Origin of the sequence: Desulfosporosinus paludis (assembly GCF_045689965.1) — a bacterium.
In the GTDB taxonomy this organism is placed as follows: Bacteria; Bacillota; Desulfitobacteriia; order Desulfitobacteriales; family Desulfitobacteriaceae; genus Desulfosporosinus; species Desulfosporosinus paludis.
In genome coordinates, this window is sequence record NZ_CP144211.1 from 3,409,481 (window position 1) to 3,435,670 (window position 26,190).

Here is a 26,190-nt window from a genome sequence, read left to right on the forward strand (position 1 = left end):
TTGAGGACCGTCCCCTTACCATATTCTAAAAGAGCAAGGAGTTAATTAAATTGGTGGAAAAATTGCCTGAGGATGCTTTCTACATCCGGAGAATGTGGAGTTTTTCTCGTGCACTTGATCTCAGTCTGGTGGATGAAGAGATTGAACGTGGGCTTCAGGTCGCACTTGGCCAGCGGCATGGAGAGCGAGTGGCCTATATTGCTATGCGTTTGGGACGAAACCTTGGACTCAATAAAAAAGATTTAGTGCATCTAACCCTGGCCGGGCTGCTGCATGATATCGGAGCGCTTGGCTGTTTTAGAACTCATTACGGTAATTCAAAGATTCTAAATAAACATTGTCTTGTTGGTTCAGCCATCGTTGAAAGGTTTCCGTCGGGGGCCATTCTTGCCCCTGCGATCAAATATCATCATGAAACGCCGTCGCCTACCCGTAGCGCATTGCGGGTGCCGGCGGATGAAGTTCCTTTGATGGCCAGGATCTTATCATTAGCGGATCAGGTGGATTTGCGCTTGCCTCGCAGACGGCACACTCGTCAAGAACGAGACGAAATGCTGCAATGGATAACCAGGGAAAATGGAATCTTATTTTATCCTGAAGTAACAGTAGCATTTGAGCAGGTAGCCGAGAAAGAAGCGTTTTGGTTGGATATTGAGCAGTCGGATTTGCTGCAGATTGCTTTAGAACTTTTATTCGGAAAGTGGCATTTGCCCTCGGTCAGAGAACTTGAAACAGGATTCACCGATGAGTTAGCGGCGACCTTTGCGGATTTGATCGACCAAAAGAGTCAGTTTACGGCCCGGCATTCGCGCTCAGTCGCTGAAACCGTGGAACATTTAGCTAGCGGATTAGGCTGGGATGAGAAGCAGCGGCACGAAATCTACGTAGCGGGTTTACTGCATGATTTAGGAAAACTATCCATACCCAAAAAGATTTTGGATAAGCAAGGGCCTCTGGATGCTTCCGAAGTAGAAGTTATCCGAACACATACATATTATACTCATCGCTTACTGACGGAAGCCGGTTTTCCGACTCAGATGGTTGAATGGGCTGCCCATCACCATGAACGCCTTGACGGCAGGGGTTATCCCTTTGCCTTGACAGGAAAAGATGTCGATGTGGGAGCACGACTTATGACCATCGCAGATATGTTTGCCGCGCTGACAGAGGATCGCCCATATCGCCGTGCAATGTCAGCCGGCGAAGCACTCGATATAATTCAACGTGGTGTAGGTATCAGTGTTGACGCAGAGTTAGTGAATTTGGCAAGGCAGAGACTTGTGTGAGACTTGTGTGACACAGCGCTCGGTCATACGTTCGCAGAGCAAACTAACCGTTCAAGCTCCCAGCTTTGAGGAGCGGGGTTCCCGCCATAAGCGCCATCCATGGCGCTATGGCGGCGGTGAACATCCGCTGGCCAGGGATGGCCGAGTGTCCCTGAAGCCAAGGATGGCGAGAAGGGACCGTGTTCACCGCCCCGTATCTGGGGTCGGTCGCTTGAACGGAAGTTTGCTGAGCTGCTTGCGTAAAGACGTCGCGCTCGTGTCACACTGCGTCTCGGCTTTGAGGTCGGGAGACGATGAAGACGACGAGGAGTGCTGGGTGACGGCACATTTCATGTGCACCGTCCGATGTGAGATTATTGGGGCTAATGGCTTTCACGAAGTTTGTTAAGGTATTAAATAGAGCCGTCCCCATGTCACATTCAATTCGGAGCTTAGTAGAGGTAGCAAGGGATGGACATAAGGCTTCTTTAAGTGCGTTTGATCTAGTTTTATGGTAAAGTGGAGATAATGTATATTGATGAAAGGGCGATTGGTTTGTTTTACCCCTTTGAAATGGAACGCTATCTTGAAACACTGCTGGGAGAAAGAGACCCTTTGTTGAAGGAGATAGAAGAACAGGCTCTTCAGGAAACTATTCCAGTAGTGACACCGATGGTGGGTAACTTTCTTAACTTGATGATAACGATGAGCAGGGCTCGAGCTGTTTTAGAGATTGGTACTGCGATTGGATATTCTACGATCTGGCTAACTCGTGCCGTTGAAAAGAATGGGGGACATGTCACGACGATCGACTTGAATAGGGATCGCTTGACGAGAGCCATTCAGTACTTTGAACGTGCCGAACTTAGAGAATATATCACGACTATAGATGGGGATGCCCGGAAAATTCTTCCCCAGCTGCCTTCGATGTTTGATTTTGTCTTTATTGATGCCGCTAAAGGTGAATACTTAGATTATTTAAATCTCATTTACCCCTTAATTATCCCAGGAGGAGTATTGGTGGTTGACAATGTGCTCTTCAGAGGTTGGGTGGTTCCAGATAGTACATTCCCACCTAAATATGACCGTATGGTAGGGGGACTGCGTCAATTTTTGCAGGAACTTTGCCAAAATCCGGACTTTACAACGACAGTATTGCCTTTCGGAGATGGTGTGTCAGTCAGCCAAAAGAAATTAGTGTAACCGGTCAATAATTAGAGCTTTAATTATAGAAAGAAGTGATAAGACAAATTATGTCCCCGGGGATGAGAAGATCTGTAACTCAACGATATCAGGAGATTGACAGTCTCAGAGCTATGGCCATTGTTTTGATGGTTCTTTTTCACTTTGCTTATGACCTAAAGGAGTTTGCCGGAGTGAACATTAACTATCAAGCTCCTTTTTGGTTTACTATAGGTAAGATGTCCGCACTCCTTTTTATTGGATTATCTGGACTGTCAAGTGGCCTAAGCCGTTTCCCTGTTCGGCGTGGTTTTAAAGTCCTGATCTATGGGATGGGTATCACTGCGGTGACGTATCTATTTATGCAGGAGGAGTATGTCCGTTTCGGAATTCTGCATTTTCTAGGTGTAGCGATGATCTTGTCTCCGTTGTTCATGAAACTGTCATCTCGCAGCCTGACGATCTTAGCTGGTTTAATTGCTTGCTTAGGTTTTTGGTTTGAAACCCTTGCGGTTAAAACAAACCTTTTGATCCCCCTAGGCCTTATGTATGAAGGTTTCAGCACCATTGATTATTACCCACTTTTCCCCTATCTCGCAGTAACCATATTAGGGATTTTGGCGTATCGACGCTTCTACGCTCTGCAGACAATATCGACCACAAGAGTTCCGATTCAACGTGTACCTAAGTGGGTTCAATGGTTGAGCCGGAATTCTTTGGGGATTTATCTGGTTCATCAGCCGGTTTTCTTGCTTGCCATTTTCATGATTAACCGCCTGAAGTTTTAGAAGGCTTCAAAAGTTTAATCAAATAGAAGGAGGGAATGCAGTGACTATGTTTGTGCATGAACATTTGATGCAAGCGGTTTATTTTGCTCCGCGGGGAGAAAACGCTTGCTTTTTTTAGGGACAAACATTCAGCAACGTTATCTAAGCCCGGAAGACAAACTAATTGGGTTTGTGGGGGACGCTGGGGCAGGAAAGTCCCTGCTTATCCGTGGGATGTTTCCAGGACTTGAACTGACGAATGATGATGATGGTATTAATATTCGGCCGCTACCCTTAATGGAAGATGCAGAACGTGGGCATTTTCGTTGTCACACCTATCATTTAGATGTTCGTTTCGAGTCTGCCTTCACTCAGCCTTGGAAAATTGCCGAGGCAATTCAGAAAGCAGTTGCCCGTGGGCACCGGGTGGTCGTTGAGCATTTTGATCTTGTATACCCTCACTTGGGGACTAATGCAGAAGTCTTAATAGGAGTTGGGGAAGAAGTCATCGTTACACGACCTACCGTATTTGGACCAGAGCCTAAAAGTATCGCGGATATTGTTTTTGATTCCATAAAATTTCGGCGCATGGCCCACAGCGCTGAAGATATTACATCTATGATTTTAGAGGAAATGGGTTTGGAAAAACCTGAAGTGCATAGTGATATTAAACATGGCTTTGTCTTAGAACTTCCTGAAAAACCAGACATTGATCTGGATTTGGTGGAAGAACGTGTCCTAGACTTAATCAGGGCGGATTTGCCGATTTGTTTCGCCGACGATGAACATATCCGAGTCGGACAAATGATGTATCCTTGTACAGGTCCGCGCATTCATATTCGGCGAACAAGTGAGATCAAAGGGTTTCATCTTTTAAAGGAATTCCGCTTTGATCCAATTGCACGCTTGTATACTATAGCTGGGATTGTGGGAGAGGCGGCGATGCCCACACGCTCTATCGATTTATTTGGGGGAAGGAATCAAGAGCAATAAGGTGAGTAATTTGTGTGGAATTAGGCTGTGTAAAATTGGCATTTTTTTAGCCATTCTGGTAAACTAAACTAGTTAAATGATTGTGTTAGAAAGGTTAGGATTTCATTATGCAACGTTCATATGGTCGGGCCGCAGATACTTTGCGCCCTATTAAAATTTCGCGACAGTTTACAAATGTACCGGAAGGTTCGGTACTCATCGAAATTGGAGAAACAAGGGTGCTGTGTACGGCTAGTATCGAAGAAAAAGTACCTCCTTTTCAAAAAGGGACGGGTAAAGGTTGGGTGACTGCGGAATATGCTATGATTCCTCGGGCGACTCAGACTAGGACACAGCGCGAGGCGACTAAGGGAAAACTTACCGGCCGAACAATGGAGATCCAACGCTTAATTGGTCGAGCCTTAAGATCCGTCGTTGATTTGAAAAAATTAGGAGAGCGCACAATTTGGCTGGATTGCGATGTACTGCAGGCTGATGGCGGGACACGAACCGCATCTATAACAGGAGCATATGTGGCAATGCTTGACGCTATACAGTTTTTACTTGAAAAGAAATCGATCAGAGCTAACCCGATCATGGATACTTTAGCTGCTGTCTCCGTCGGCAAGGTCCTAGGGACCCCGGTGTTAGACTTAGATTATGAAGAAGATTCCAAAGCAGAAGTGGATATGAATGTAGTCATGACCGGTGCAGGAAAGTTTGTAGAGATTCAAGGAACTGCTGAAGAAATTCCGTTTGATCGCGCAGATCTCGACGTGTTTTTGCAACTCGCTGAAAAGGGAATCCGTTCGCTTATGGAGGTTCAGAAATCGGCGGTGGAAACGACTTCATGAAAATAATCTTAGCCACCCAAAACCAGGGGAAAGTGCGGGAATTGAAAGATCTGATTGCCGATGAAGGGATTGAAGTTGTTTCCCTGCGGGATATTCCTGACTGGGAAGACGTAGAGGAAAATGGAGAAACCTTTGCTGAGAACGCTGCAATTAAAGCAAGAGCCGCTGTCCAGAGAACAGGTTTAATTGCTCTGGCGGATGACTCAGGTTTGGAAGTTGACGCGCTTGAGGGCGCTCCTGGGGTATTTTCTGCTCGTTTTGCCGGGGAGCCAAAAGATGATGAACGCAACAATGACAAACTGCTGGACCTTTTAGAAACGATTCCAGACGAAAAGAGAACAGCTCGCTTTCGATGTGCTTTGATTATGGCAACTCCGAATAGGGAAGAATACCTCACCGAAGGAACAGTCGAAGGAAAGATCATGAGACAACGCCGAGGAGCGGATGGGTTCGGTTATGACCCACTGTTTTTTGTAACGGAGTTCAGCCGTACTATGGCAGAACTCACTTTAGCGGAGAAAAATAATTTAAGCCACAGAGCCCAGGCATTTCGCAAAATGATCCCTATTTTGCACAACTTAAGAAGCGGCGATTTGTCAACAAACATAAAGAAAACTTAGCTGGCGCTAAGCCTCTGGCGAAAGCGGCAGCTAAGTTGCCCTTATGCTTAGAAAGTATATAACGCAAGTTTATACTTTCTGATAGTGCAAAATAAACTTACAGCACTGCAGCAAGCATTTGTAACTAAACTAGAGGATAAATTAACGTATCGGTCCAAATAATTTTATTAAAAATATTGGACATTAATCCTTGACGAATGCATCGAGATAAGCTATACTAATCAAGTCACCAATCGGGGCATAGCGCAGCTTGGCTAGCGCGCCTGCCTTGGGAGCAGGAGGCCGGGGGTTCGAATCCCTCTGCCCCGACCATTATTCCCAACTTATTTAGGTTTAGGAGTAACCTGGGTTGACAATCGCAACTCTAAAACTGCGCCTGTAGCTCAGTTGGATAGAGCATCTGCCTTCTAAGCAGGTTGTCGGGGGTTCGAGTCTCTCCAGGCGCACCAACCAATTATAATGTTACCCATGGTGGGTGTGGCGAAGCGGTTAACGCACCGGGTTGTGGCTCCGGCATTCGTGGGTTCGAAACCCATCACCCACCCCATAACGAAAAGACGCATCGGAAGTAATTTCCGGTGCTTTTGTTTTTTACTAACATTCTTGATGGCGTTGACTTAAGCAACCATAACATTAGCTTAATAAATTCTTAAGATAATCTTCATATTTAGAATAGGTGTGTTTCATGAAGGTTTATCCTCAAATAGGGCGATTAACGTTCATTTTTTTACTTGTAGTGCATTGGTTAGCTTTTCTTGACGACCCTACTGGCTCTAGATATATAATACATTGAGATATCAAGTTGCGATTCTATATTCTGGTACTGTAGCTTATATGGAAACTTTTTAATTTCTTTTAGGAAAATAAGGGAGGAATAATTTTGCTCATCTCAGAGACCATTAAAAAACATTCTAAGTTATTAGCAATTGGGCTGCTCATTACATCTTTAGCCGGTTGTGGGACCCAAACCGCTGCAACGCCAAATTCCCGTGGTCCTCAGGCAATACCGGTGCAAACGGCGCCGGTTCAAACCGGTGATTTAAATAGCCTCAACACTCTAACCGGAACGGTTGCTTCAAATTTACAAACTAGTATTGGTTCAAAATTAGCCGGTCGTGTCCTTACCGCAAATGTCAACATGGGTCAGGACGTACATGCGGGGCAAGTGCTGGCAACATTAGACCCTACAGATTTGCAAAGACAACTGTCGCAGAATCAGGCCCAGCTTCAGGTGGATCAAGCGCAGTTACCTGGCGACCAGGCTACATATCAACAGGCCCAGTTAGATTTTCAACGATACCAGACCTTGTTTAATAATGGTGCAGCTGCACAGGCAGATCTAGATCAATATCGCCTTAAAATGACTACTGCCGATGCCAAGGTTCAAGCGGATGAATCGGTCATAAATAAAGACCAAGCTGCTCTCTCAGTTACTCAACAACAAATTGATGAGCTAACCATTACTTCCCCCGTGGATGGGACTGTATCCACCAAAAACGTCGAAGTTGGCGAGCAGGTTTCAACATCTTCCAATTTATTTACCATCGTTCAGCCTAGTTCCTTAAATGTCTCTGTAAATGTCCCGGAGCAAATGATTGGTAGTATCACACAAGGGACAGCGGCGTCAATCACACTTGATAGTCAAAGTTCCAATGCAATTCAAGGGAAAGTAAGCAAGATAAGTCCTGCGATGGATAGTGTAAGCCGGGCTTATCCTGTGCAAATTGATATTGCCAGCCAGAACCAAAGCATTAAGCCCGGCATGACTGTGACTGTACAATTTAACGGTTTGAAGAGTCAGCCAGGTATAATTATTCCTGTACAGGCAGTGGTTGAAACTTCTCAGGGTAGTGAAGTATTTACCGTTGATAATGGTGTTGCTCATATGCACCTGATCCAATTAGGAGCTGTAAACAGCGATAAGGCGGTTGTGACTAGCGGTTTAAATGCCGGAGAGAACTTAGTAATTGCTGGTCAAGACCTGCTTTCGGATGGATCTAAAGTAAGGGTTGTACAAAGTGCAGATCAAGCCGGGGAAAATGGACTAATCAATCAGCCTAAGCAATCTCAGCAGGGGGCTAAAAAATGAAAATTGCGAATCTTTCAGTCGACCGCCCCGTCCTTATATCTATGCTTATAGTGGTATTGATCTTACTGGGTGCAATAACTCTTCCCTTATTACCTGTCGATCTGTACCCTAATATGGATATACCGATCGCCATTGTATCTGTTTCCTGGCCTGGTTATTCTCCCTCAGTTGTTGAACAGCAGCTTACAAAACCTTTAGAGTCTGCTATGAGCACCGTGTCTGATGTCAGTGAAGTAGACTCTACATCCCGTAGTGGACAATCTACCGTCATGCTGCATTTTAACTATGGAGCAAATTTGGATCAAGCTATTGCTAATATGCGTGACAAATTGAATCAGGTTGCCAAGGGGTTGCCCACAGATGCGGGTGTGCCTTCACTCATGAAGGTTGATCCTAATAGTCAACCAATTATAAGCCTTGCCCTGTCTGGCAAAAATGTCGATGTAGAACAATTAAATCAGCTAGCTAATGACGTAGTATCACCGGATGTGCAGCAGGTGAACGGTGTTTCTGCTGTCAACGTAAACGGTGGCAAGGCTCGCCAAATTCAAGTTATCGTAGATCCGAACAAGCTATATACTTACAATCTGGCAACGACTTCGATTATTTCTGCATTGCAAAACGATAATATGCAGTCTGATGCAGGTGTGGTTAATAAGGGAAATCAGACCATTGACCTGCATGTTAACGGTCAATTTATTACTCCTGGAGACGTGCTCAACGTTCCGGTTCACCTTCCTTCAGGCGGAACGATTAAGATTTCGGATGTGGCTCAGGTTAAAGATGCCTACGCAGACATAACTTCACAGGCATTCTTGAATGGGGTTCCTTGTGTATCCCTCGATGTGATGAAGGTTTCCGGAGGTAATACAGTTCAGGTTTCTAGCGATTTACAAAAGATTTTGCCTGCCATAAATAAAGCCTTGCCCAAGGGGATAAAGCTGTCCGTTGTTAGTGATCAGGCCGTTTTTATAAAACAGTCCATCAATACGGTGATAGACCATACTTTAATGGGGGGTGGGTTCGCCCTTATTATCCTCTGGTTGTTCTTAAGAAAGATACGTACAACTGTTGTAATTGGCATCGTGATTCCTATTGCCGTCGTATCAACTTTTGCTGCTCTTTATTTTGCCCACCAAACGATCAATACTATAACTCTAGGTGGTTTATCTGTAGGTTTAGGTTCTTTGGTGGACTTTGCAGTTGTCGTTATCGAGAGTATATTTCGCTTCAGGGAGTCCGGCTATGGTCCGAGTGAGGCAGCTAAACTGGGCACAAGCGAAGTAGGTACGGCTGTTATGGCCAGTGCTCTTGCGCAAATTAGTGTTTTCACCCCAATCATTTTTATCCAAGGGTTAGCATCTCAGATGTTCATGCCCATGGCCTTAGCGGTTATTTTCTCTCATATTGCGGCTCTGTTTGGTGCCCTTACCTTAGTACCCATGTTATCGGCCAAGTTGATGGGAGGCAAAGGGTTCGGCGAAAACGAGGACAAAGGAAGCCGTTGGAACCCCGCCTATGTTTTCTCAGCCGGTATTCATAAGTTAACATTAGGTTATGGAAAACTTTTGCGCTGGGCGCTTAATCATCGTAAAACAGTTTTGATAGCTACAGTCTTGCTTCTTGCCAGCAGTATCGCGATCTATCCTCTTATTGGTTTTGAGCTGACTCCAAGTTTAGACCAAGGCATGTATTCCGTTAGAATAAGTCTGACCCAGGGAACAAATTTGGACACAACCAATAAAATAACGAGTCAAGTTGAAAATGCGATCATGAAAATGCCTGAAACAGATTCCATGTATACTACTGTAGGAAGCGGTGGCGGAACTTTTAGTTCGGGGGCAACCAATACAGCGAGTATTAAAGTGAACCTCAAACCCTCAGCACAGCGCAAGCGCAGCGTCTTTACTGTTATCGAAGATTTGCGTAAACAAGTTGCTAATATCCCCGGCGCTCAAATTACACTGCAGGCCACTCAACAAACTATTGGTCGGTCTAGCGGTTCGGGCGTCGATATCGATATAAGTGGTAATGATTTAAATGTCTTAAGTAAACTCGGGGATCTAGTTGTTAATCAAGTTAGTCAGGTGTCTGGTACCAGAAATGTCACAAATGGCGCGTCAAAGACTTCGCCGGAATATGATCTTAACATAGATCGTCAAAAGGCAGGTTATTACGGTATAACTATTGCTCAGATCTTAAGTACCCTACGGGCTGACTATGGTGGGACCAAGGCTACCAGTTATATAGCTGGATCTACTGCTGTCGACGTTGTGGTTCAAATGTCCGAAGATTATACCCGTGATTTCTCCCATCTTAATGATATTATGTTATTGGGTTCAGGAAATCAGCAGGTGCCTCTTACCGCTGTAGCAACCGTAAAGCCCGGCGTCGGCCCCGCATCTATCTCGCGGACCAACCAGATGAACCAGATAACGGTGTCTGGTGATATCTACGGTCGAAGTGTTGGGGAAGTGCAAAACGATATAAAAGCCCAGCTGGATCAAATAAGCTTTCCATCCGGTTACAGCTGGTCATTTGGAGGGTCGTCCCTGGATATGGCCTCATCATTTAAAAGTCTTGGGATGGCAATGCCCTTGTCGATCATTTTGATGTTCATGGTAATGGCCGGGCAGTTTGAATCACTCTTTAGCCCTTTCATTATTATGTTTTCTCTGCCGCCAACTTTTGTGGGAGTTATGTTAGGTTTACTGGTGATGAGACAAACTCTGAGTATGAACTCCTTGATTGGGATTATTATGTTAATAGGTATAGTAGTAAATAATGCTATTGTACTCGTCGATTATACCAATCAACTCCGCCAAAAAGGGTTATCTGTCAAGGAAGCTCTTTGCCAGGCTGGACCGATTCGTTTGCGACCGATTTTAATGACTACATGCACTACTGTAATGGCTATGTTACCTGTAATGTTAGGACATGGCGATGGCTCCGAAGCGCAAGCCCCCATGGCAACTGTTGTTGTCTTTGGACTGACGATTTCTACTCTGGTTACATTGGTGCTCGTACCGGTGATGTATACGATCATACATGATTTCCGTGAGCGTTTCCATCGTTTCCTGCACAAAAAGACTAACTCCGAAGTAGAGGTAAATCCTACTGTAACAGGTTAAGTAAGACGACGTTAATATTGGCTAGCAACTTCCAGTAGGCAGTTGCTAGCTTTTACTTTTGTATTCAATTCATTATCTTAGCATTTTTGTTATCCTAGGCCTTTTAACTTCGCCATCTCATCAGCTAAGATATTCTATAATCACTGAATTTTTGTTGCTTACTAGAAATAATTCAAACTATAATAACTCAAGGGGCTTGTAATTTTATTCGCGTTAATATAGAATCTGGTTAGGTTAAGAAATCTTAATCCGGCGTGCTGCAGACAGAATTTTGCACAGTTAAATACGTGAAACCCGCATCATCGGGTTTGAAACCCATCATCCACCCCATAACGAAAAGACGCATCGGAAGTAATTTCCGATGCTTTTGTGTTTATCCACAGTTATTGTAAAGAATAAGGAAACTGAACTTGAAACTTCAATTGTAGTCGTAGTCGTTATTACTTTTGCTGAAGCATACCTTAAGATAATTGCAATCATAACCAGGCCTATTTAGGGAACAATACTAAATGGAGATCAACATTCGATGGTATCAACGTGAGGAAAATGGCCAATAATTGTCAGATTTTTTTGCAACGGCGATAAAGGGGAGAAGAGGCTATGAATCAGTCGATGGGAAATCAACATAATTTACGCAAGTATGGATGGACGGGTATCATTATCGCTGTTTTTATTGTCTTGATTGCCACCTTCTTTTATTTTGATCGACAAAATCGGATTTCCACTATTATTCAGGCTTGGGGAGCTTGGGGAGTTGTCTTTGCTGTTTTACTGATGACGGCGGTTTGCATGACCCCGATACCGTCTGAAGGCTTGGTAGTCATGTTCATGAAGATTTTCGGAGTGTATGAGGGGGTTTTCTTTGCTTGGGTGGGTTCCACGTTTAGCTCATTAGTAATTTTCATTCTCGTACGCTTCTATGGCCGAACGTTAATGCAAAAGCTGATTTCCCCGGAACGATTTAACACAGTTGATCATTGGGTCAAAGGAAAAGGGTCTTTCGGTCTTTTGGTGGCACGTTTGCTCCCTATTCCGGCCTTTGCCGTTAATTACATAGCAGGCGCAATGCCATCAATGAAGTTCTGGACCTATCTTTGGACGGCTGCCCTATCCATGATTCCCTATTATGTCGGAACGGCCCTTGTATTCTTAGGTGTCGCTCAATCGACTTGGCTTTGGCTTGCCTTAGGGTTTGGAGCACTGATTTTATTCTGGGGAACTGGTTATTTCCTCAATAAGCGAAAAGCAGTTGTCTAGTACCAAAAAGTTAGTTCAAGAAACTTCATGGAGCCGCTGTTAGAGCTTTCTTTTAAATTCTTACTCCAATCATGCTATACTGATATTAAAGCATAATGGAATGAGGGGGCCAAATGTTGAGCAGAGCTAAACCGAATCCTAATGATTTGCGCCGCTTAATTGGATACACCATGATTACCTTTATGGGCATATTTTTATTTTTGCCGATTATCTGGTTTATCCATCTGTTCTCACATGACTCAGGGCTATATTTGATTTGGGGTATTAGTTCGGTTATCTTGCTCGTAGTTAATATGATCTTTTACTATTGGAAATACCCACAAGATTGGTTGAAGAATTTACTGCTGCTCATCGGAATTGATTTGATCATTTTACTTTCCGAGTACTTTTGGCTAATGCAAAACATGGGATAAGTATTTTAATATAGAGGCTTGCCTTCTTACCAGATCTATGGTACTATATCTCAGTGTTAATGATCTTCTAGCATGCGGGAGTGGCGGAACTGGCAGACGCGCTGGATTTAGGTTCCAGTGGGCAACCGTGCAGGTTCAAGTCCTGTCTCCCGCACCATAATTTGTCTAAAAACCCGCTGTTCATGCGGGTTTCAGTGTTTTTATACAGAGTTTTTACTCGTTCTTTTAGCAAAAAGGCATTAAAAAGAAGGCTATTAAGCCCTCATTGCAGTTATTAATTTCTTTGTTCCTACCATATTGATGGCCCTTCTCAAATTATACGCTAGAAAACTAAGCCCCAGCTCGCCTGTGGCTTTTTCTATGCCCTTACATAAGAGATAGTGGGCTCCATGGTACCATTTAACCGTTCCAAAAGGATGCTCCGATAAGCATAACCGCAGCTTTTGGGTTGGTAAATCATCCCGAATATGCAGAATCACTTTTTTCTTGGCCCGGCGCTCAAGGAGTTTGAAAGCATTGTAGGGAATTTTCGAGGTTGGATACACCTGTAATGTTTTTTGCGCTGTATCGGTCCCATACATCAAAACCGCCACATACTGAGTGCCTGGCCCAAATTTCACTACTTTGTAATTTTTCCCCGAAGTACAGCGATTAGGGCATTGCCGGCAAGCCAGACGGTTCTGGTAGCGCGCGCTGCCATCGTCATGGGTTCGCACTCTTGTTAGGATACATCCCATTGGGCAGGTAACCGTGTCATCCTCATGACGAGTAAAACAGCTGAACTGGTTTGCTCTTGTACCTCAATGCCCAGGATAGTATGTTCATAATAGTTGGGCAGAACTCCGGCTTTAAGACAGCGCTCAATGTCCTGAGGCTTAGTCGATGCGCGCTCTTGTTCTGTTATCGTGGCCTCTTCGTAATCCATAATCATTAGGTGTTCGGTCTTATCATTTTTAAATCCCACATGCGGTATAATCCCATTAAAAAGGCATTGCTCGATTTCAACTTTATCATCATAGCCTTTATCGGCAGCGACATGAATTGTTTCGACCTGTAAAGTCTCTTTGCTTTTTTGGGCCATAGTTGTAAGGCTATTATAATCGTTATACTCTAAGATGCTGATAGGTGGCTTTTAGCGTTTGTATGTCGTGTCCCAACCGTTCGGCAGCATAACTTATCTGGCAATCCTTGTGCACAAAGCCAAGAGGCATGATAATATCTTAAATCGTGAAACCTTATGGTTTGGCTTTCGAGGGGAGCTTTATCTATCGTACATGTTCAGCCTAGTTTACTTATCTAAAATACCCTTCAGAAGAGTATCTTATTTCATCATTATTATAGTCCTGAAGTTTTACAAACCGTCTACTCGACGGTTATTTTTATGCCCTGGAATCTATGCCCAAAAAGCTGCTAGAAGTGACAGCGAAGTAGGTGCCCTGGGTTATTTTATTAAACGAGTTGAGACAAAGGGGCAAAAAGGATTTAAGTTAAATCCTTTTTCGGTTTTATAATATTCTATATTTATTCAATGTTTAACGTATTCTTTACATAAAGTTTATGAAGGGTTAACAAATATAGTTTAAAATAAAAACATGAACAGACTAGCTCTCCTTATAGAATTAATTGATCGCTAATATACTGATTTACTATAGACAAATTTTTGTTCGAAATGTTAGTGTAGGTTGAGAGTCAAAAAAGGTGGCTGGTTAAAGCTGTACGAAAGAAAGGAAGATGTTTAATGCGTAATTTTAAACCTTTACTTACCTCAGGATTGGTTATAGGTGTTTGTTTGTTTTCGGCCGTGCCTGTTATGGCTGGTCCCCATAATCATACGGGAGTAGTTTATGGCGGCCCTAAAACAGCTTCTGCAACTAAAATCAACGCACTTTTTAAGACTGACAAAGGTTTAGCGAATCAGTTACTCAGTTTAAGACAAAGTAATGAAGCACAACGTAAAGCTGATTTGACACAAAAAAATTATAGTGCTCTGTTAGCTGCAAATAGTGACGAGTCTAAAATGGTGCAGGACTACACCGAGGCACTTACTGCTAGACTGAACCTGGAAAAAGACAATATTAAGTTGCAAATGGACGGTCAGGCCGCAAATGCACTGAATTCCGTTGCTGGAGATCAGGACACCGTCGTTACAGATTTAAACAATCAAATTGCTGCCAGAAAACAACTGATAACTGACGCTCAAACAATCCTGAAGGATTTGGGTGGTAGTGTTACTGCATCGACAGATACTACAACGACGAGTTCGAATACAACAGATGATACAATCCTAATCGACTCAGCCCAATAATAAAGTACTATAAAAAGAAAACACCGTGCCGTTATACTTAATGAACCAAAATAACCCTTTGGAATTTCCGTAATTAGATATTGAAATTGTGCAAAATTGGTTACCCAAAAAGAGTATTTTATCCGGTACTAGAGTTATTGTCTAGCAACATTAAGTTAAAAGCCCCTGGTCTTTATTGACCAGGGGCAAAATTATTCTTCTGGGTAGATGGGCTGGATTCGAACCGGCAAAGGAATTCGCTGAGAACAGGCCTATGTACTTAGTGCTGTGTTCTCACCACGTCGCCGCCTAAGAAATATTATATTTAGAAGCTTAAACATTTACATTTATTACATAAAAGTGCCATTCGAAGGGCGTTTTTCTTATGTCCAATACAAGAAGGGATAATTTTGAAACCCGGTAATTTTATCTTGGTTCAAGGCCCGGGTCCAATATCTGATGGAATCGCCTTATTCGAACACAGCGGATTTACTCACTCGACAATCGTCTCAGGCGAAAACACCGTCATTGAAGTAACACTTAATGGCACCGCACCAATAAGACCATAAGTGTTTTTTGCTAAACCATGCTGCTCTGTATGGCTTTCTGAATTTTACTGAGATGAGAACAAAGATGTTCCGAAAGGGGGATCTTTTCTGTTTTGCAAAATGTAAGCGTATTAGCAGACATAACATAAGTCTTGCCCTATAGACAAGGACGAAGGCTACAGGACATTGCATAATAAGATCTCCGGACGCGGAGGTCTTATATTTTGAAGGGTATAATAATTTTTCCATAACTGAATTAGTTGACAAGAATCATCAAAAAAAGCTTGCTACTCATGATATAGTGTGTATAACTAATCAATGAGGAGGGTAAAAATGATCACATCTTTGACCAAGAAGTTTTTCAGCCTATTACTCACACTAATTATTATATTTTCTTTGTCTATACCAAGTCTAGCTGACACAACTCCAACATTAACCAGATTAGCCGGTGTTGACAGATACGCGACAGCAGCAGCAATTGTCAATAGTGGTTGGAAACAATCTGATTACGCAATATTAGCCTACGGTGAGAATTATCCTGATGCATTATCGGCAGCACCTTTGGCCAGTAGATATAATGCGCCAATACTGTTAACGACCAGCGATAGCTTGCCGGCCGCAACGAAACAAACCTTGATAAATTTACAGGTTAAGCACGTGATTATTATTGGCGGAACTGGAGTAATAACTTCATCAATTGAATTGGAATTAAAATCAATGGGAATTGATTCCAATCGCATCGCTGGCCAAGATCGGTATGAGACTGCGATACAAGTGGCTAAGCAGATAATTGACCCGTCCACTCCTATGATTTTCGTAGTCAATGGTGAGGATTATGCAGATGCTTTATCGATAGCCCCTATTGCAGCAGCAACCCAAAGTCCAATAATATTAGTACCAAAAGACGGTATGCCGGATTGCGTCAAGAATTATATTATTGCCCTAAGAATGGTTCCCCTCAAAATTTATGTAATTGGAGATTCGGATACTATTAAGGACAATGTTTATTATCAATTTAATAGTCCCGAGAGAATTGATGGCAGGGATAAATATGAGAAGAATATAGCCGTTATTCAGAAATTTAGAAATTATTTTAAATCTGATAATATTTGTCTAGCTACTGGAGAAAATTTCGCAGATGCATTGACAGGTTCAGTATATGCTGCAAAGCTAAATACCCCTATTATGCTTGTAAAAAATGATCCGCAGGATGTAACAAAGAATTACTATCAACAGTGTGTAAAAAAACTAAGTTCAATTAATGTATTTGGAGGGACAGCAGTTGTTTCTGATAGTTTAATTCAAGACTTAAGTAATAAAACAATTGTTACTCCACAAACGATCTGTAATTTTAAAGATAAAAATCTGCAAAGTGTAATCAGGAAAACAATTCATAAAAATAATGGAGATATAACTACTGAAGATGTCCAAAGTATAAAGTGCCTTTACGCTAATAATTGTCAGATTAAAGATTTAGGCGGTATTGAAAACTGTACAAATTTAACAGCTATTTACCTCGACAATAATCAAGTAAGTGATCTTAGCACCCTAAAAGGTTTTTCAAATCTTACGACGCTACACCTGGACAGTAATAATTTATTGAAATGCCTGGACGATCTAAAGTATATTTGTCTTAAGAATATAAACTTAAGGGATTTATCTGGAGGCGATTATAATTGTTCTCAAATAATCTATGCTAGAAATTATGGGAAAGATATTATTTTAATTGATAACCTAAATATATCTATAAATCAAAATGGTAGTTATACGCTACCGACAACCGTAAAAGCAAAGGTATATAAAGGAAATGTCGGAAGCAACGTAGCAGTTAAATGGAATGTGTCTACTGTCGACACAAGTGAAGCTGGAACTTATTATTATTTTGGTACGGTAGACGGATATGATGGCTATGTAATTTTAACAGTAGAGGTTGCAAGCAATACTTAATAATATACGGGGAATTTAGCAACTAAAATAAGATCATTGTTAAAATACAGGTTCAAATTACTTGGATAGAACGGTCAGCAAAACATCGTCTTCAAAAATTGAAAATGAGATATTTGCTTCGTGAAGATCTTTTTTTGCTAAGAAATTTATAACCGGAGTTTCCTCAGTAATGGTCCAACCATCTCTTTCCAAGATGACTTTATAAGCATCATATACGACGGTATCTTTTGAATTATGGATGATGTATTTAGCTTTCGCGAGAAGCTCATTCGAGGTTGCAGAAGTATATTCGGTTGCTTGAACCCAATGATACGATGGAAGATATGGGAATTCTTTAGTATAAGAAGTAACAACATTAGTAGCCGCGCTTGTATCTTTCGCACCCGTTAATTTTGAAAATATATTTTTCATAAACTCACCTCAAAAAATTGTTTGATATCTGCAAAATTATAAACACGTCTGGGCTAAGATGTCAACGGAAAGGAGAGCATTTTAGCCCTCCTTATTAATTTAATGTAGAATTAGTTATTTTATTGAGCGTTAGTTCGCTTTTTTTGTTCTTTCTTAGTTTCACCCAATCGTTCTACTTGAGGCTCATACATCTCGTCTTTGATATCTTGAAAATGCTGTTCCACTTCGGGATATTTATTTGTTAGAACTTCTCTTCTTGATTCATTCTTGCTCAAAAAAAACCCCTCCTTAAAATTTGATTGATTACCTTTACAGTATTTCCTGAATTACAAGAATAATGTTTGGGAGATTTTATAAACAAAAATAGGATAGTCCATCTAAAAAAGAAGGGCCTCGAATTAAATCGAAGTCCCTCTGGTTAAGAAGTGTTACTTTGATTGGATAGTTAATTTTACATCACTGCCAAATATTTGAATTAAAATATTTGCTGAATGATTTCCCTTTTTCGCTGAGAAACTAGCAACTGGTTGTTCTTGAGTAATAGTCCAACCATCTTTTTTAAAGAGGGCTTCATAATCCTCAAAGACCTTGGTATCTTTTGTATTTTGAATGATATAGGTTGCTTTAGCGAGGGATTCCTTCGCGTTAGACGGGGTGTAAGTAGTTGAGTTGGCGCCATAGTAAGATGGAAGATAGGAGAATTCCTTAGTATACGTTATTTTACTATCAGTTGAGGTATTGGCGTTATTATTAGCTTGAGGATTTTTAGCACCACATGAAACCAGAGGAACCAATAAAATTAATAATGTTAAAAAATAAAGTAACTTTTTTATGATCATCACCTCAACATTTCTTTTAATATTATCAAATTTTAACACTTTAACATGGGATGTCAAACAGGATTTCAACAAATAGAAGGGGCGTAACGAAACTGAAGTCTCGTTACGCCCCCTAAACTTACTTCTTTTAGAAGATAACGCCTAAAGCGATAAGAATCAAAATTGCGATTGCAATGATACCTACGCCAACACAACGACCGGCACCACAAGGTGCGACAGGAGCACAACATGCTCCACCCATACCGTAGCCGCCAACGCCATAACCCATTCCGTACATCATTATTTTCCCCCTTTCTCTAATTTAGAATACGATTCCCATTGCGATAAGCAAAAGAATAATTACTACGACAGCAGCGATTCCAGCACCAAAACCACGTCCTGTTCCGCAAGCCCCATCAACAGCTCCAAATGCCATGTGCATTTCCTCCTTTATCAGAGATAATTCATAATATGCAACATAAGGAAAAATTGCAACAATAAGGAAATTAATTATCCCAAAGTTAAAACCCCACAAGGTTTGTTCTACTAACCAGAAAGTATAAACTTGCGTTATATACTTTCTAAGCATAAGAGCAACTAGGCAGCCGCCTTCGCCAGAGGCTAACAAGTGCGAAGACAGTGTCTTCGGGCGCCAGCCAAGTTTTCTTTATATCAGAGGCCGATCAATGGTTTTGATGAAACCGATCACCCTATTTATGATTACGGTAAAATCGATTTGGTTATAGGATGTTTTCAATAGTAAGCTTTTCTGAATCTGAAATATGATGGATTAACAGCTCCAAATCAGAAAGCTCACCAAGAGAGAGAGGAAGATTTTGGGTGACTAAATACTTGTCGAGTCGTTTGAAGCTTAGGTCGATTCTATCAACCTCCTGATGATCAAGGAGAACGGTCCACCAATTCTTATTGTTATCCCAATGTTGCTGGGCAGTGTCCAATTCTTTTTCAGCCGCGTCCCATTGCTGGCTGGAGATCGATTGCTCGAGGGTATCAAGTTGAGAGCCCAGAGTTTGAGTTGTTCCTTGGATATAATGATAGGATGCAAATGAACCACCAAGTAATAAAACTAATATCATGAAGATCGTCGGTAGGGTGCGCAATAGTTTTCGCCTCACTTTTCTGTCTTGAGTTTATGATCGACTCTTAGCCTGTACAAAGAGCGTATTCGATGTGTCAAGGCTGGCTAAGAAAACATCTTCCACCCGGTTGATATTCCGTTTATTAAGTTCGTTCATAAACCAATTCAAGTCTTTATTTCCTTGCTGAAGATTTTTTTGATTTAAGACACCATCCATGACCAAAGTCAACGGAAGTCCTTCGTATTGGGTTTTTAACATAAAATCCTTGGGAATCGTGGGCCTGTTTTGAGATTTGGGAAAAACGCTTAGTTGCCCATTGGTTTCCAGAACAGCGAATTCGACATCTGCAATGTTTGGTACATTCTTTATACGCAGTTCTTCGAGCAAGTCGGTGAGGCTATAACGATTTTTTCTCAGTTCGTGTTCTAAGATTTTCCCCCGTTCGATAAGTATGCTGGGTGAACCACAAATGATCGTCCTAGCCCGTTCACTTTTTAAGGAAATCCAAGCCAAGGTAACATTGGCTAAGAGAAGCACCATAATGGGAATAATACCGCTGAGAAGGGGAATGCCGATATTCTCTGTGGGAATGGCAGCAAGTTCTGAAATCATAATAATGACAACAAGCTCAAAAGGTTGCAGCTGGCCGATTTCCCTCTTCCCCATCAGACGCAGGGCGATAATTACCAGGGCATATAAAATGAAGGTTCTGAGCACAACAATGATCATTTTCGTACTCCTTTTTGGCTTAATGTTCCGAATGCTTAACGTTTGAGCGAAGCATTTGGCAGCATTTATATTACCCCAAATAATGTGAGTTATCCCCCATTTAACTACGAGTCCCCCAGAATTTGGTGAACTGTGAATTTCACGTTATAATGGTAAAGAACAGAGGTTCAGAATGGTTAGCCATCTTAATCGTATATTCTGAAAAGGATCAGACGGTCAGCGAGGAGGTTTGTTCGTGGAACAATTAAATGTGCTGATTTTTTCGGCGTCGTTTGGCGCTGGGCATGTGCGAGCGGCAGACGCGATTATTGAAGCGCTGCGCGCTAAGGACCCGAACGTTAAAATTACCCACCTGGATTTTGGAGCTTTCCTAAGCAAGACATTTAATTCTGTTGTCAAAAATACTTACATTGAGCTCATCAAGCATACTCCCAGGTTATGGGGTAAATTTTACTATCGCACTTCCAAAATTCCTCCAGATTCCTTGTTTCAACGTTTTTTGAACGGTCTCGGCCGTCGTGAATTCGTGAGATTTATTCAGGTTTTGCAACCTGATCTGGTAATTTGTACGTATCCTACGGTAGCAGGCGTTTTGGCTCAACAAAGACTGAAAGGAGTCCTAAATGTCCCTTTGGTGACGGTTGTAACGGACTATGCAGTACATAGCCAATGGATTCATCCTGGGGTTGATCATTATATCGTTGGGTGTGAAAGCGTTTATGAAGGGCTGGTCGCCCGTGGAATCAATCCCCAATCGATTCGGGTGAGCGGAATTCCGGTAAGCCCTAAGTTCGAATCAAAATTGGATCGTCAGAAAATCTTAACGAAGTTAATGATGAATCCTGATCTTCCTACGGTATTAGTGATGGGTGGAGCGTATGGAGTTTTAGGCGGCGCCAAATGGATCTGCAAAGTTCTTTCGGAGACCTCAATCCCTGTACAAAGTATTGTTGTCTGCGGACAAGATGAAAAGTTATATAAGGCTTTGGATTCTTTGGTTGAGGAATGTAAGAACCCTGTGGCGCGTTTTGGTTTTGTCAGAAACGTCGAGGAACTGATGAGCGCAGCAGATATGATTATTACTAAAGCAGGAGGCCTCACCGTTTCGGAAGCTTTGACTAAGCGATTGCCTTTAGTCATCTTTAAACCGATTCCCGGTCAGGAAGAAGAAAACGCTCTTTATCTCGAAGAGATCGGGGCAGGGCGGGTTGCTCAGAACGAAGAAGAGTTGGAGAAGATCATTTTTAATCTGTTAGAACATCCTGAAGACTTGGAAGGGATGCGCACAGCAGCAGCCAAAGCAGTTCCAGGCCGTGCTGCAGAACTTGCTGTGGAGGGAATCCTGCAGCTTGTGGAAGATCGGCGCAACATTCAAAGGATTGGCTAGAAAATAGCACAAGAAATTGTAAGAAGATGGAGAGATAGAACATGGTCTGGGAGAATGTATTGTTTTGCTTGATCTTAATTTTAGCAGTTTATACCGTGATCCCGGACCTGTTGCTCCATCGTTTGGGTATTGGGAGCTGGAAGCGCCAATATAGTTCTGGCGTAGCTCTGACCTTTGATGATGGACCTGATCCAATGGTTACTCCCCGTTTGTTGCAGATTTTAAAACAATATAACATTCCTGCGACTTTTTTCGTTGTTGCTGAAAAAGCGGAGAAATATCCGGAATTGACCAGATTAATAGCTGAGGAGGGGCATCAACTTGGCGTTCATTCTCTCAGCCATCGCTATGCTTGGTTTACTTCACCCTGGAAAACTTGGCGAGAATGGACAGAAAGCTTATGCTTATTGGAGCGGCTTACAGACCAAAAAATAGCTTGGATGCGCCCGCCTTGGGGGACATTTAACCTAGTAACATGGTGGTGGCTAAAAAGGCATACTATGAGAGCAGTCTTATGGAATGTGGAAGGACACGATTGGGAAGTACGTCGTTCTCCTGAAGAAATAGCTGCTCGTATAATAAAGAAGATTAATGAGGGATCTATTGTGGTTCTGCATGATAGCGGCGGTGACAGTGGGGCTCCGGAAAATACTCTTCTTGCCTTGGAACTTTTAAGCAAACGGGTTGTACAGGACTTGAAATTGCCCTTTGTACCGCTTGAATTTCCTGATTGGTCCTTTGGACAACGTTTAATATTTCGAGTATGGGAAAAATGGGAGCATTATTATGCCATAAAACATCATGTAGAGCGGGTCAATGCCACCAATATTTTTCGTTTGGAAAAAACAGTTTATAATGGACCAAACCTCTATGCTGAAGATGGAAAGCTCTTAGCAGAAAAAGGAGATCCGGTAGCAGAAATTCATCTGGATAATATTCGCCTCCAGGCTAAAGGCCGAGATATCCAGAAAACGGCGCTCAAAGCCCTGCGTCAAGCTCGAGCATCTATGCCGGATCTGGCTCAATATGTCATCAACAATCCGGGATATTCGAACATTAAGGTTTTTATGGGTGAAACGTTGCTGTATCGGGCGGTTAAAGGATTTGGATTTGAAGTTCAAGAATTGCCTGAAACATGGAACAGCAAAGGCATCGCTTGGCTGCAGAGGATGATTATGCGAGTGTATCATCCCGCTGGTAAAGAGCGTGGAAACGAGCGTTTAGGGACTAAGACGAAGCTGGTTTGGATCAGCCGCAGCAAGTTGCTTTCCTACGCAGCGCCCGAACTAAATTCTAGTAAGCCCTAATATTTAAAAAAGTTAATGGCTATTTACTATTCTCAAAAAAGAGAGTAAAGAATGAGAGTAAATAGCTGCTTATTTGTCTTCTATTTGATTACAGCGTCTAAGTCTGGTATAATTGGCTAGTAAATTTTTTGGATCGATTTTTTGTCATTTTACAGGGACTTTGTGATAAAGGGGGAACGGCATGTTCCCCCTTAGGCAGATTTAAGGTTTAATGCATAAAATCGGATTTTTAGGGATGTATTTGGCTTAAGCGGGGTTTGTAGTCTAAAAAAACGGTAAGACTATCGAAGTATCCCACAGTTGCCTTGCACATAGAGTAAATAGTGTTTTAAGGGGGAGAATATATGTCAGTCTCAGTAGAAAACGTTGAAAAAAATGTCGTGGCTTTGGAAGTCACAGTTGAAGCAGAAAAGTTTGTTAATGCGGTCAACCAAGCGGCCAAAAGCTTGGCTAAAAGAGTGAATGTTCCCGGTTTCCGCAAAGGAAAGGCTCCTCGCAGAATGGTGGAACTGCACGTAGGCAAAGCTGCTCTGTATGATGAAGCTCTCGATCATGTCATCGGGCCAGCTTACGCTCAAGCTGTGGCAGAAAGCGGGATCAATCCCGTTGATCGTCCTGACGTGGAATTGGTACAAATCGAAGAAGGTAAAGAACTGATTTTTAAAGCAAAAGTTGTCGTTCGTCCAGAGGTAGTATTGGGCGAGTATAAAGGCCTCCATATTGAACAAGATGCTGCCACTGTGACAGAAGAGCAAGTTATGGAAGAATTGAAAGGCAGACAACAACAGCACGCTCGGCTCTTAACGTTAGAAGATGGCAAAGTTGAAAATGGAGATATCGTTACCCTTGACTTTGAGGGCTTTAAAGATGACGCTCCTTTTGAAGGTGGTAAAGCAGAGAATTATGAGCTTGTTATCGGCTCGGGAACTTTTATTCCAGGCTTTGAAGAAGGCCTTATTGGAACCGAAGTTGGACAACATGTAGATGTCAACGTTACCTTCCCTGATGAATATCATAGTGCAGAGCTAGCAGGGCAAAAGGCTGTTTTCAAAACTGATATCAAAAAAATCCAACGTAAGGAACTCTCACCATTGGATGATGAATTTGCAAAAGATGTCAGCGAATTTGAAACTTTGGATGAATTGAAAACCGATTTGCGGAATAAATTAATGAAGATCGGTGAGGCAAAAGTTAAAGACGATTACCTAAAAACGGTCATTACAAAAGTGGTAGACAATGCCAGCGTCGAAATTCCAGAAGTTATGTTTACGGAACGAATTAACGACATGTTCGAAGAATTGAACAACAATCTTATTGCGCAAGGAATGACAATGGATCAGTACTATCAGTTTACTAACTCATCTGAGCAAAAAATGCGGGAACAACTACGTCCACAAGCTGTGGAAGGCGTAAAAAGTGATTTAGTTTTAGAAGCTGTCGCCAAAGCAGAAGGAATTGTGGTTACAGAAGACGAAGTAAACGAAGGAATCCAAAAACTTGGTGAGCGTTTTAAACAAGACCCTGCATTGCTCAAACAATCCCTTATAGAGCGTGGGCAGATGGATTTCTTTAGAAAAAATTTAATTCAAGAGAAAACTGTCAACTTTTTAGCAGAACAGAACGCCTAAACTACGCCTTAAGGGAAATTCTGAGGTATAGAGGTGAGAGGATGGCAAAGTACACCGACGATAAAAATCAACTAAAGTGTTCATTTTGCGGTAAGACCCAGGAGCAGGTCAAGAAACTGGTTGCTGGCCCGGGCGTTTATATTTGCGATGAATGTATTGAACTTTGTAATGAAATTATTGAGGAAGAGCTTACCGACGATCTTGGCGTAGAAATTGGGGACATCCTGAAGCCTAAGGAGATTCGGGCGATTATTGATCAATACGTCATTGGTCAAGAACAAGCCAAAAAGGCACTTTCCGTGGCGGTATACAATCATTACAAGCGAATAAACCTAGGTATGAAAATCGATGATGTGGAATTACAAAAATCCAACATTATCATGCTGGGCCCTACGGGTTCGGGAAAAACTTTGCTGGCCTCTACTCTAGCTAAGGTTCTTAATGTTCCCTTCGCTATTGCGGATGCCACGTCACTTACTGAAGCAGGTTATGTAGGCGAGGACGTCGAAAATATTCTGCTAAAGTTAATCCAAGCCGCTGACTATGATGTTGAAAAAGCAGAAAAGGGTATTGTGTATATCGACGAAATCGATAAAATAGCTCGTAAATCCGAAAATCCTTCAATAACTCGGGATGTATCTGGAGAAGGAGTTCAACAAGCTCTACTGAAGATTCTCGAAGGAACCGTTGCCAGCGTTCCCCCACAAGGTGGTCGTAAGCATCCCCATCAGGAATTTATTCAACTAGATACCACAAATATCCTATTTATTGTGGGTGGCGCTTTTGATGGGATTGAAAAGATCATTCAAAATCGTGTTGGGGAAAAGACCATGGGTTTTGGAGCGAATATCCAAAATAAAAAGGATATGAAAATCGGGGAAGTACTCAAAGGGATTTTGCCCGCCGACCTTCAAAAGTATGGACTGATTCCAGAGTTCGTAGGACGTCTTCCTGTGATCGTAACTTTGGAGGCCTTGGATGAAGCAGCTTTAGTTCGTATTTTGACGGAACCTAAAAATGCTCTGGTTAAACAATATCAAAAGCTCATGGAATTGGACGGTGTTACATTAGAATTCAAAGATACTGCTCTGACTTCCATAGCCGAAGAGGCCATTCGGCGAAACACCGGAGCACGAGGCTTGAGGGCTATTGTTGAGGAACTTATGATGAACGTGATGTATGATCTGCCCTCGCGCAGCGATGTCACAAAGTGTGTCGTAACCCAAGAAGTGGTTCTAAAGAAAGAAGAGCCAATGCTTGTCATGGCCGATAAGGTTAAAAAAAGCAAGAAGGAAGAATCCGCTTAAGAGAAGCTGAAGGCTCTGAACCATTTAGAACCAGCTTAAGGTGAGATAGACGATACGATCAGCAAGTAAGTAGTCCCAATAGCGGTGGATGATAACAAATAATGACTATAGCAGGGCTGTAACAAAACCAGTTTTCTGGTTTTGTTACAGCCTTTTCCATTAATTTTATACTTT

The 26,190-nt window shown here is 42.2% G+C and carries 26 protein-coding genes, 4 tRNA genes and 1 pseudogene; 22 read left to right on the forward strand and 9 right to left on the reverse strand.

Going from position 1 to position 26,190, the window contains the following annotated elements:
- The first annotated feature begins 62 nt into the window (after positions 1 to 62).
- Complete coding sequence (locus VZF35_RS16970; protein WP_407314668.1) at positions 63 to 1,286, forward strand: HD domain-containing phosphohydrolase; 1,224 nt, start codon at positions 63 to 65, stop codon at positions 1,284 to 1,286.
- Positions 1,287 to 1,309: 23 nt separating this feature from the next.
- Here VZF35_RS16970 and VZF35_RS16975 read toward each other — a convergent pair whose 3' ends face one another.
- Positions 1,310 to 1,447: a hypothetical protein gene (locus tag VZF35_RS16975; protein ID WP_407306771.1), complete on the reverse strand. Its 138-nt coding sequence runs from the start codon at positions 1,445 to 1,447 to the stop codon at positions 1,310 to 1,312.
- Positions 1,448 to 1,449: 2 nt separating this feature from the next.
- Between VZF35_RS16975 and VZF35_RS16980 the strand changes: the two genes are divergently transcribed.
- From VZF35_RS16980 to VZF35_RS17045, 14 genes and pseudogenes are all read left to right on the forward strand, one after another.
- A complete protein-coding gene (locus tag VZF35_RS16980; RefSeq protein WP_407306773.1) occupies positions 1,450 to 1,674 on the forward strand; it encodes a hypothetical protein in 225 nt (74 codons plus the stop codon).
- A gap of 119 nt (positions 1,675 to 1,793) precedes the next feature.
- Positions 1,794 to 2,468 (forward strand): O-methyltransferase, encoded by a 675-nt coding sequence (locus VZF35_RS16985; RefSeq protein ID WP_407314670.1) that lies wholly within the window; start codon positions 1,794 to 1,796, stop codon positions 2,466 to 2,468.
- Between the two features lie 62 nt (positions 2,469 to 2,530).
- Positions 2,531 to 3,235, forward strand: a complete 705-nt coding sequence (locus VZF35_RS16990; protein WP_407306775.1) for a heparan-alpha-glucosaminide N-acetyltransferase — start codon at positions 2,531 to 2,533, stop codon at positions 3,233 to 3,235.
- 46 nt (positions 3,236 to 3,281) lie between these two features.
- Positions 3,282 to 4,207: pseudogene (locus tag VZF35_RS16995) on the forward strand (alanine-tRNA synthetase second additional domain-containing protein).
- Between the two features lie 107 nt (positions 4,208 to 4,314).
- The gene (rph, locus tag VZF35_RS17000) at positions 4,315 to 5,040 is read left to right on the forward strand and encodes a ribonuclease PH (RefSeq protein WP_407306777.1); all 726 of its coding nucleotides are present in this window, start codon (positions 4,315 to 4,317) and stop codon (positions 5,038 to 5,040) included.
- The gene (locus VZF35_RS17005; protein ID WP_407306779.1) at positions 5,037 to 5,660 is read left to right on the forward strand and encodes an XTP/dITP diphosphatase; all 624 of its coding nucleotides are present in this window, start codon (positions 5,037 to 5,039) and stop codon (positions 5,658 to 5,660) included. Before rph ends, VZF35_RS17005 begins: the two co-directional genes overlap by 4 nt.
- 234 nt (positions 5,661 to 5,894) lie before the next feature.
- Positions 5,895 to 5,972: transfer RNA gene (locus VZF35_RS17010), tRNA-Pro, on the forward strand.
- Positions 5,973 to 6,032: 60 nt separating this feature from the next.
- Positions 6,033 to 6,109: transfer RNA gene (locus tag VZF35_RS17015), tRNA-Arg, on the forward strand.
- Between the two features lie 22 nt (positions 6,110 to 6,131).
- A tRNA-His gene (locus VZF35_RS17020) sits at positions 6,132 to 6,207 on the forward strand.
- 333 nt (positions 6,208 to 6,540) lie between these two features.
- Positions 6,541 to 7,749 (forward strand): efflux RND transporter periplasmic adaptor subunit, encoded by a 1,209-nt coding sequence (locus tag VZF35_RS17025; protein WP_407306781.1) that lies wholly within the window; start codon positions 6,541 to 6,543, stop codon positions 7,747 to 7,749.
- Positions 7,746 to 10,880: an efflux RND transporter permease subunit gene (locus tag VZF35_RS17030; protein WP_407306783.1), complete on the forward strand. Its 3,135-nt coding sequence runs from the start codon at positions 7,746 to 7,748 to the stop codon at positions 10,878 to 10,880. Before VZF35_RS17025 ends, VZF35_RS17030 begins: the two co-directional genes overlap by 4 nt.
- A gap of 600 nt (positions 10,881 to 11,480) precedes the next feature.
- Positions 11,481 to 12,137 carry a TVP38/TMEM64 family protein gene (locus VZF35_RS17035; protein ID WP_407306785.1) on the forward strand — a complete coding sequence of 219 codons (657 nt, stop codon included), beginning with the start codon at positions 11,481 to 11,483 and terminating at the stop codon, positions 12,135 to 12,137.
- A gap of 113 nt (positions 12,138 to 12,250) precedes the next feature.
- Positions 12,251 to 12,550 carry a hypothetical protein gene (locus tag VZF35_RS17040; protein ID WP_407306787.1) on the forward strand — a complete coding sequence of 100 codons (300 nt, stop codon included), beginning with the start codon at positions 12,251 to 12,253 and terminating at the stop codon, positions 12,548 to 12,550.
- A 74-nt stretch (positions 12,551 to 12,624) separates the two neighbouring features.
- A tRNA-Leu gene (locus tag VZF35_RS17045) sits at positions 12,625 to 12,707 on the forward strand.
- Positions 12,708 to 12,804: 97 nt separating this feature from the next.
- Here VZF35_RS17045 and VZF35_RS17050 read toward each other — a convergent pair.
- Positions 12,805 to 13,266: a hypothetical protein gene (locus tag VZF35_RS17050; RefSeq protein ID WP_407306789.1), complete on the reverse strand. Its 462-nt coding sequence runs from the start codon at positions 13,264 to 13,266 to the stop codon at positions 12,805 to 12,807.
- Between the two features lie 5 nt (positions 13,267 to 13,271).
- Positions 13,272 to 13,631 (reverse strand): hypothetical protein, encoded by a 360-nt coding sequence (locus VZF35_RS17055; RefSeq protein WP_407306791.1) that lies wholly within the window; start codon positions 13,629 to 13,631, stop codon positions 13,272 to 13,274.
- A 657-nt stretch (positions 13,632 to 14,288) separates the two neighbouring features.
- Between VZF35_RS17055 and VZF35_RS17060 the strand changes: the two genes are divergently transcribed.
- The 3 genes from VZF35_RS17060 (at position 14,289) to VZF35_RS17070 (ending at position 17,329) form a co-directional block, all read left to right on the forward strand.
- Entirely contained in the window at positions 14,289 to 14,855 is a 567-nt protein-coding gene (locus tag VZF35_RS17060) for a hypothetical protein (RefSeq protein ID WP_407306793.1), read from the forward strand.
- A 389-nt stretch (positions 14,856 to 15,244) separates the two neighbouring features.
- Positions 15,245 to 15,403 (forward strand): hypothetical protein, encoded by a 159-nt coding sequence (locus VZF35_RS17065; protein WP_407306795.1) that lies wholly within the window; start codon positions 15,245 to 15,247, stop codon positions 15,401 to 15,403.
- 312 nt (positions 15,404 to 15,715) lie between these two features.
- Complete coding sequence (locus tag VZF35_RS17070) at positions 15,716 to 17,329, forward strand: cell wall-binding repeat-containing protein (protein WP_407306797.1); 1,614 nt, start codon at positions 15,716 to 15,718, stop codon at positions 17,327 to 17,329.
- A 57-nt stretch (positions 17,330 to 17,386) separates the two neighbouring features.
- Here VZF35_RS17070 and VZF35_RS17075 read toward each other — a convergent pair whose 3' ends face one another.
- The 6 genes from VZF35_RS17075 to VZF35_RS17100 form a co-directional block, all read right to left on the reverse strand.
- A complete protein-coding gene (locus VZF35_RS17075; RefSeq protein WP_407306799.1) occupies positions 17,387 to 17,740 on the reverse strand; it encodes a hypothetical protein in 354 nt (117 codons plus the stop codon).
- 119 nt (positions 17,741 to 17,859) lie between these two features.
- Positions 17,860 to 18,015, reverse strand: a complete 156-nt coding sequence (locus VZF35_RS17080; RefSeq protein WP_407306801.1) for a hypothetical protein — start codon at positions 18,013 to 18,015, stop codon at positions 17,860 to 17,862.
- A gap of 153 nt (positions 18,016 to 18,168) precedes the next feature.
- Positions 18,169 to 18,618: a hypothetical protein gene (locus VZF35_RS17085; RefSeq protein ID WP_407306803.1), complete on the reverse strand. Its 450-nt coding sequence runs from the start codon at positions 18,616 to 18,618 to the stop codon at positions 18,169 to 18,171.
- Positions 18,619 to 18,706: 88 nt separating this feature from the next.
- Positions 18,707 to 18,859, reverse strand: coding sequence for a hypothetical protein (locus tag VZF35_RS17090; RefSeq protein WP_407314883.1), 153 nt, complete (start codon positions 18,857 to 18,859; stop codon positions 18,707 to 18,709).
- Positions 18,860 to 19,298: 439 nt separating this feature from the next.
- On the reverse strand, positions 19,299 to 19,655 hold the full coding sequence (locus tag VZF35_RS17095; RefSeq protein ID WP_407306805.1) for a DUF4363 family protein: 357 nt from the start codon (positions 19,653 to 19,655) through the stop codon (positions 19,299 to 19,301).
- 54 nt (positions 19,656 to 19,709) lie between these two features.
- Positions 19,710 to 20,387: a DUF421 domain-containing protein gene (locus tag VZF35_RS17100; RefSeq protein WP_407306807.1), complete on the reverse strand. Its 678-nt coding sequence runs from the start codon at positions 20,385 to 20,387 to the stop codon at positions 19,710 to 19,712.
- A 235-nt stretch (positions 20,388 to 20,622) separates the two neighbouring features.
- Here VZF35_RS17100 and VZF35_RS17105 point away from each other — a divergent pair, with 235 nt between their 5' ends.
- The 4 genes from VZF35_RS17105 (at position 20,623) to clpX (ending at position 26,016) form a co-directional block, all read left to right on the forward strand.
- Positions 20,623 to 21,774: an MGDG synthase family glycosyltransferase gene (locus tag VZF35_RS17105; protein ID WP_407306809.1), complete on the forward strand. Its 1,152-nt coding sequence runs from the start codon at positions 20,623 to 20,625 to the stop codon at positions 21,772 to 21,774.
- A 41-nt stretch (positions 21,775 to 21,815) separates the two neighbouring features.
- A complete protein-coding gene (locus tag VZF35_RS17110) occupies positions 21,816 to 23,081 on the forward strand; it encodes a polysaccharide deacetylase family protein (protein ID WP_407306811.1) in 1,266 nt (421 codons plus the stop codon).
- Between the two features lie 344 nt (positions 23,082 to 23,425).
- A complete protein-coding gene (tig, locus tag VZF35_RS17115) occupies positions 23,426 to 24,709 on the forward strand; it encodes a trigger factor (protein WP_407306813.1) in 1,284 nt (427 codons plus the stop codon).
- Positions 24,710 to 24,750: 41 nt separating this feature from the next.
- Positions 24,751 to 26,016, forward strand: a complete 1,266-nt coding sequence (clpX, locus tag VZF35_RS17120) for an ATP-dependent Clp protease ATP-binding subunit ClpX (protein ID WP_407306814.1) — start codon at positions 24,751 to 24,753, stop codon at positions 26,014 to 26,016.
- Positions 26,017 to 26,190: the final 174 nt, after the last annotated feature.